We start from the raw sequence: 5,207 nt of genomic DNA on the forward strand, positions 1-5,207 counted from the left end.
TGATAATGTTGCATTATCGATCGTTTGTGGATGAGCCGCAAAACGCCTCAGCCGTCCTTATTTTTCGCAGGAAATCACGAGATTGCCGGATGTCGCCATCAGGCTGGCAAAATATCTTGCCTGACCTCCGGGATTGTCGGCTGCCACCAGCCTTTGTTCCCGACCAAGATGGAACGATAAGACGTTTCTCCATCTCAAGGCATCGTATCGCATTTTTGCCCTTTTCGCAACCGTTCGCCTTTCATTGTTCGCTGCATTTGGTCCCCTCCCTCCCTTGCGATGACGATGCCGTTTCGCGCATGTCTCCCACCGATGCTTTCAAGCTTGCGGGAGCAGTGCATCGTTGAGGAAGCGGCGCCCGTGCCCCTCCCCTTTAGGCAGATGGGTCAACCGCAACAGCATGCCGGCCAGCATGCCGGCGCATCCCCACTCGCAACACTTGCAGGACCGACCTGGTCGTGCGGTGTATAGGTCGAGCCGGCCGAACACCTGGCTGGGCTCGGCAAGATATGCGGCCGAGTGGTGGCGCTGACACCCCTCGACGCGATCGACGCCGACGACCTGCCTGACATCGCCGACGTCGTCATGGAAATGGGGCGCCCGGATGAGGCCCCCTCCCCTTCTCCCCCGTGTTTGGACCGGGGACATCGCGAACAGGTGTGCGAGGACATCGCGAACAGTTTGGCGCGCTTTGCGCCGGGAGGTTCGCGATGCCATTTGGGGACACCAGCGTGATGGATGGGAAGTTGGAGTTTGTGCGTCTTGCGGTGCAGGATGGCAGCAATGTCAGTGCGCTTTGTCGTCGTTTCGGGATCGGCCGCACCTGTGGTCACAAGTTGATTGCGCGGTATCGCGCCCATGGCGAGGCTGGCCTTGCGGAGCAATCGCGCCGCCCGGCGACGAGCCCGGCGCGAAGCGCGGATGCGGTCGAGGCGGCGGTTCTTGGCATGCGCAGGGCACACCCAGCCTGGGGCGGTCGCAAGATCGCCCAGGTCCTGTGGCGCGAAGGAACCGGTTCGCCCGCACCCTCGACGGTGACTGGGATCCTGCACCGCAACGGCGTCGGACTGGGCTTGCTCGGAGGTGGAGCCAAGCCGTTCGGGCGCTTCGAGCATGCCGCCGCCAACGATCTGTGGCAGATGGACTTCAAGGGCCATGTCGCATTGCGGCAGGGCGGCCGGTTGCATCCGCTGACCGCGCTCGACGATCATTCGCGCTTCTCCGTCGTGCTGCAGGCTTGTATCAACGAGACCGGCGAAACGGTCAAAACCCACCTGATTGCCGCCTTTCGCCGCTATGGGTTGCCGCAGCGCATGGCTTTCGACAACGGCCCGCCATGGGGCGATGGTGGACGAAGCAACTTCACACGCTTCACCGTCTGGCTGATCGAGCACGGCATCGCCGTCTCCCATTCCAGGCCCTTGCATCCGCAGACGCTGGGCAAGGAGGAGCGCTTCCACCGTTCGCTCAAGGCCGAAGCGATGGCCGGCCCTGCCTTCGAAGATCTCGAGCGCGCGCAGAAAGCCTTCGATGCCTGGCGCGACCTCTACAACGCCGAAAGACCTCACGACGGCCTCAAAGGCGGTGTCCCCCTCGACAGATACACACCCTCGCCGCGCTCCTTCAGCGAGGCCATCGAAGCCTTCGACTACCCACAAGGCGCCATCGTTCGCAAGGTCCAGAAAGAGGGCCGCGTCGCCCTGTGCGGTCACATCCTGCGCCTCTCCAAGGCATTTGGCGGAAAAGCCGTGGCCTTCAGCCCAACCGGCAATGATGGCGTCTTCCAAGCCTTCTTCAGACATCAGAAAATAGAAACCGTCGACCTCAACCTCTGCAGACGATAAGTGATAAAACTGTTCGCGATGTCCTCGCACACCTGTTCGCGATGTCCCCGGTCCAAACACCCCGCAGGTCCCGGATTCGCGCCAAGCATCAAGGCCTGCGCATCTCGAAAAGCTTGCCGACCGCGCGCGCGATTATGTCGAGGCAGCGAGCTCGACAAACACCCGTCGCGCTTATGCCGCCGACTGGAAGCATTTTTGCGCCTGGTGCAGGCGCCAGTCGTTTGATCCGCTGCCGCCAGACCCATAAATCGTTGGCCTCTACATCACCGCCCAGGCCTCTGGATCGGCAAGGGACAAAAAGTCGGTGTCGACCATCGAGCGCCGCCTGTCGTCGCTGACCTGGAATTACAACGCGGTCAACCGCTCGACCGGAAGGACCGGCATATCGCCACCGTGCTCGCCGGCATCCGCAACAAACACGCCTCCCCTCCCCGTCAAAAGGAAGCCATCCTGCGCGACGATCTTGTCGCCATGCTGGAAACGCTCGACCGTGGCACGCTGCGGGGGCTGCGCGATCGCGCTATTTTGCTCCTCGGCTTCGCCGGGGGGCTCCGGCGCTCGGAGATCGTCGGCCTCGATTGCAGTCGCGACCAGACCGAAGATGGCCGCGGATGGATCGAGTTTTTCCCGGACAAGGGCGTGCTGGTCACGTTGCGTGGCAAGACCGGCTGGCGCGAGGTCGAGACGGGGCTCGTCCGACGCCACCTGCCCCGTCGTAACCTTGGAAACTTGGCTGAAATTCGCCCGGATCGCGTACGGGCCACTGTTCCGGCGCGTCACCGGGAAAGGAAAATCGGTCGGCGCCGAGCGGCTCAACGACCAGGAGGTCGCACCTCTGGTCAAACGGACCGCGCTGGCAGCCGGCGTCCGCGGCGATCTGCCGGAAGGAGAGCGCGGCCAAAAGTTTTCGGGGCATTCGCTACGCGCCGGCCCCGCCTCCTCCGCCGAGGTCGACGAGCGCTATGTGCAGAAGCAACTTGGCCATGCCTCTGCCGAGATGACGCGCAAATATCAGCGACGCCGCGACCGATTCCGGGTCAATCTCACCAAGGCAAGCAGGCTTTGAAGGTCCCTCCCCTGCCGTCTTACACATCTCAAGCGCGAATTCGTCATGGCGCGCCAACAACCTCTCGCGTTCGCGCGAAAGCCCTCATAGAGAAAAATCGGGTTTCCTGTCGTCTGGACACTGGATGCGATCGTCCTTGGCGCAGACACCCATGCGCTTCTGCATTCCATCGATCTGGCCGTCGCTGCCGAGAAGCTCGCGCAAACGGTGCGTGCTTTCGCGTGCGTCACGTCGGTCGCCAGGTTTACTCGCCTTGTCCGCTGTTGGCGGCGGTCAGCGCAAGAACAGCCGTGTCGAAATAGGCACGACCGTCATCGACATACGCTACGACAACCCGACGCAGGTGCGCCCCCGCGCGATTGGGGGGCGTAATTGCTGCTGTAATTGGGCGCAACGTGCAGAACTCGACGCTCAATTTCGATGAGAGCGGAAAGCCTTCTTACATCCAACAGGCCAGCCTGAACCGGACATTGTGTTGCGCTTGGCACGGAACCGGGGCGCGAGCCGCGCGTGCCCATCTGGCCCCCAACGAAGGGAGGCACCAAGCCTTCAAACGATGCCGTTCGACGACGGGCCGTGCGCCAGGATTGGGCATGATCTCCGACGACAAACGTGATCTCGATCGCTTTGCAAATTGATATGCCGGGTGTTTCGGCAAGCTTACGAATTAGCCGACCCGGCCCTGCGACGGGCTGGCTTTCATGCTATCTTTCCCCGACAATCGGGAGGTGGTGCGAACGGGTTTCCCGCCAAATGTGGCGGGTTGACCTCGCACGGTGAGTCGGGTCTTTTTAGCCAAGCGGTGGTGTCCGCGGTCAGGTTGTGCTGCAGCATCGCGTGAGATTGTCAGCTGACAATCTCCGGAAAATACAAACAAAACAACGGGCTACGCCGACGCCGTCGCGGCGTTAAGAAGCCGTTAACCTAATTTCCCTTGACCAAAAGCACGGAGTCAGAACAACTTGCGCAAAATTATCAGATTGGCTCAGTTTTGCGACTTTCACGATGAACCCAACCGCTGCCGCGAATTTGCGACCGAAGAGCAACCAGGCGTTCGATGAAACGATCTGGGAGGACTCGCAAGCTTTGGGCTCCCAGCTTCAGGTCTTGCGCGAGCGCCTGTTCCCGCCGGAGGCCAAGAAAGAACTGCGTTCGTTTTCGACGGCCGAGACCGCAAAACTGATTGGCGTCACCGAAAGCTATATTAGGAATCTGGCGACGATCGAAGAAGGCCCGATCCCTGAGAAGGCGCAGACCGGACGCCGCCGCTATACCCTTGAACAGGTCCAGGCGCTGCGCCAGCACCTGACGAAGGGTAAGACGTCTTATGTCCCTTGGCGCAAGGACAACGAACACCTTCAGGTCATCGCGGTCACCAATTTCAAGGGTGGTTCCGGCAAGACCACTACCGCGACCCATCTCGCGCAATATCTTGCCCTTCATGGTCACCGCGTCCTGGCCGTCGACCTCGATCCACAGGCGTCCATGTCCGCCTTGTTCGGCTATCAGCCGGAATTCGACGTCGCCGACAATCAAACGCTTTATGGCGCGATCCGTTACGATGACGAACGCCGACCGCTTGCTGAGATCCTCCGCAAGACCTATTTTGCCGGCCTTGATCTCGTGCCGGGCAATCTCGAACTGCACGAGTTCGAGCACGACACGCCGCGTGTCCTTGCGAACGGCGAGCACGACGGCGACGGCCTGTTTTTCATGCGTGTCGCCAGCGCTTTGCACAGCGTGGCGGACGACTACGATGTGGTGGTGATTGATTGTCCGCCACAACTCGGCTTCCTTACCATGTCGGCGCTGTGCGCGGCGTCCGCCGTGCTCATCACTGTCCATCCGCAGATGCTCGACGTGGCCTCGATGAACCAGTTTCTGGCCATGACGTCACAGTTGCTGGCAGTCGTGCGCGATAATGGCGGCAACCTCGACTATGACTGGATGCGCTATCTGGTGACGCGGCATGAGCCCAACGATGGTCCGCAGAACCAAATTGTGGCCTTCCTGCGCAACTTGTTCGGCGAGCGCGTGCTCACGCCGATGATGGTGAAATCAACGGCGATCTCGGATGCCGGTTTGTCGAAGCAGACGGTCTATGAAGCCCCGCGCGAGTCGATGCACAGACAGACCTACGATCGCGCCATCGAATCCATGGATGCGGTGAATGGCGACATCGAGAAGCTAATCCGGCAGGCTTGGGGGAGGGTGCCCAAATGAAGAAAGCCGATGGAAGGGGCAGGGACATCCTTCAGGGCCTGGTCGCCGCCGGCAAGCCAGGACGTCCGACTGAG

General features: G+C 61.2%; 3 protein-coding genes and 2 pseudogenes. All 5 read left to right on the forward strand.

Translation table 11 applies throughout. From position 1 onward, the window contains the following. Positions 1-347 (forward strand): hypothetical protein (locus tag EN749_RS38295; RefSeq protein WP_210214738.1); only part of this gene is annotated, 347 nt, incomplete at its 5' end. Positions 348-734: 387 nt separating this feature from the next. Continuing rightward, on the forward strand, positions 735-1,844 hold the full coding sequence (locus tag EN749_RS30200; protein WP_245491522.1) for an IS481 family transposase: 1,110 nt from the start codon (positions 735-737) through the stop codon (positions 1,842-1,844). Positions 1,845-1,938: 94 nt separating this feature from the next. After that, a pseudogene (locus EN749_RS30205) lies at positions 1,939-2,910 on the forward strand (site-specific integrase); the annotation flags it as partial. A 124-nt stretch (positions 2,911-3,034) separates the two neighbouring features. Continuing rightward, positions 3,035-3,247, forward strand: a pseudogene (locus EN749_RS39665) (LLM class flavin-dependent oxidoreductase); the annotation flags it as partial. Positions 3,248-3,915: 668 nt separating this feature from the next. Then, positions 3,916-5,133 (forward strand): plasmid partitioning protein RepA, encoded by a 1,218-nt coding sequence (gene repA, locus EN749_RS30210; RefSeq protein WP_128364533.1) that lies wholly within the window; start codon positions 3,916-3,918, stop codon positions 5,131-5,133. Positions 5,134-5,207: the final 74 nt, after the last annotated feature.

It is taken from the genome of Mesorhizobium sp. M7A.F.Ca.ET.027.02.1.1, assembly GCF_004022985.1.
Lineage (GTDB): Bacteria > Pseudomonadota > Alphaproteobacteria > Rhizobiales > Rhizobiaceae > Mesorhizobium.

What these genes read in the sequence shown, in the direction of transcription:
- EN749_RS30200 (WP_245491522.1), top strand. Translation starts at nt 735, where the DNA reads ATGGATGGGAAGTTGGAGTTTGTGCGTCTTGCGGTGCAGGATGGCAGC.
- repA (WP_128364533.1), top strand. Translation starts at nt 3,916, where the DNA reads ATGAACCCAACCGCTGCCGCGAATTTGCGACCGAAGAGCAACCAGGCG.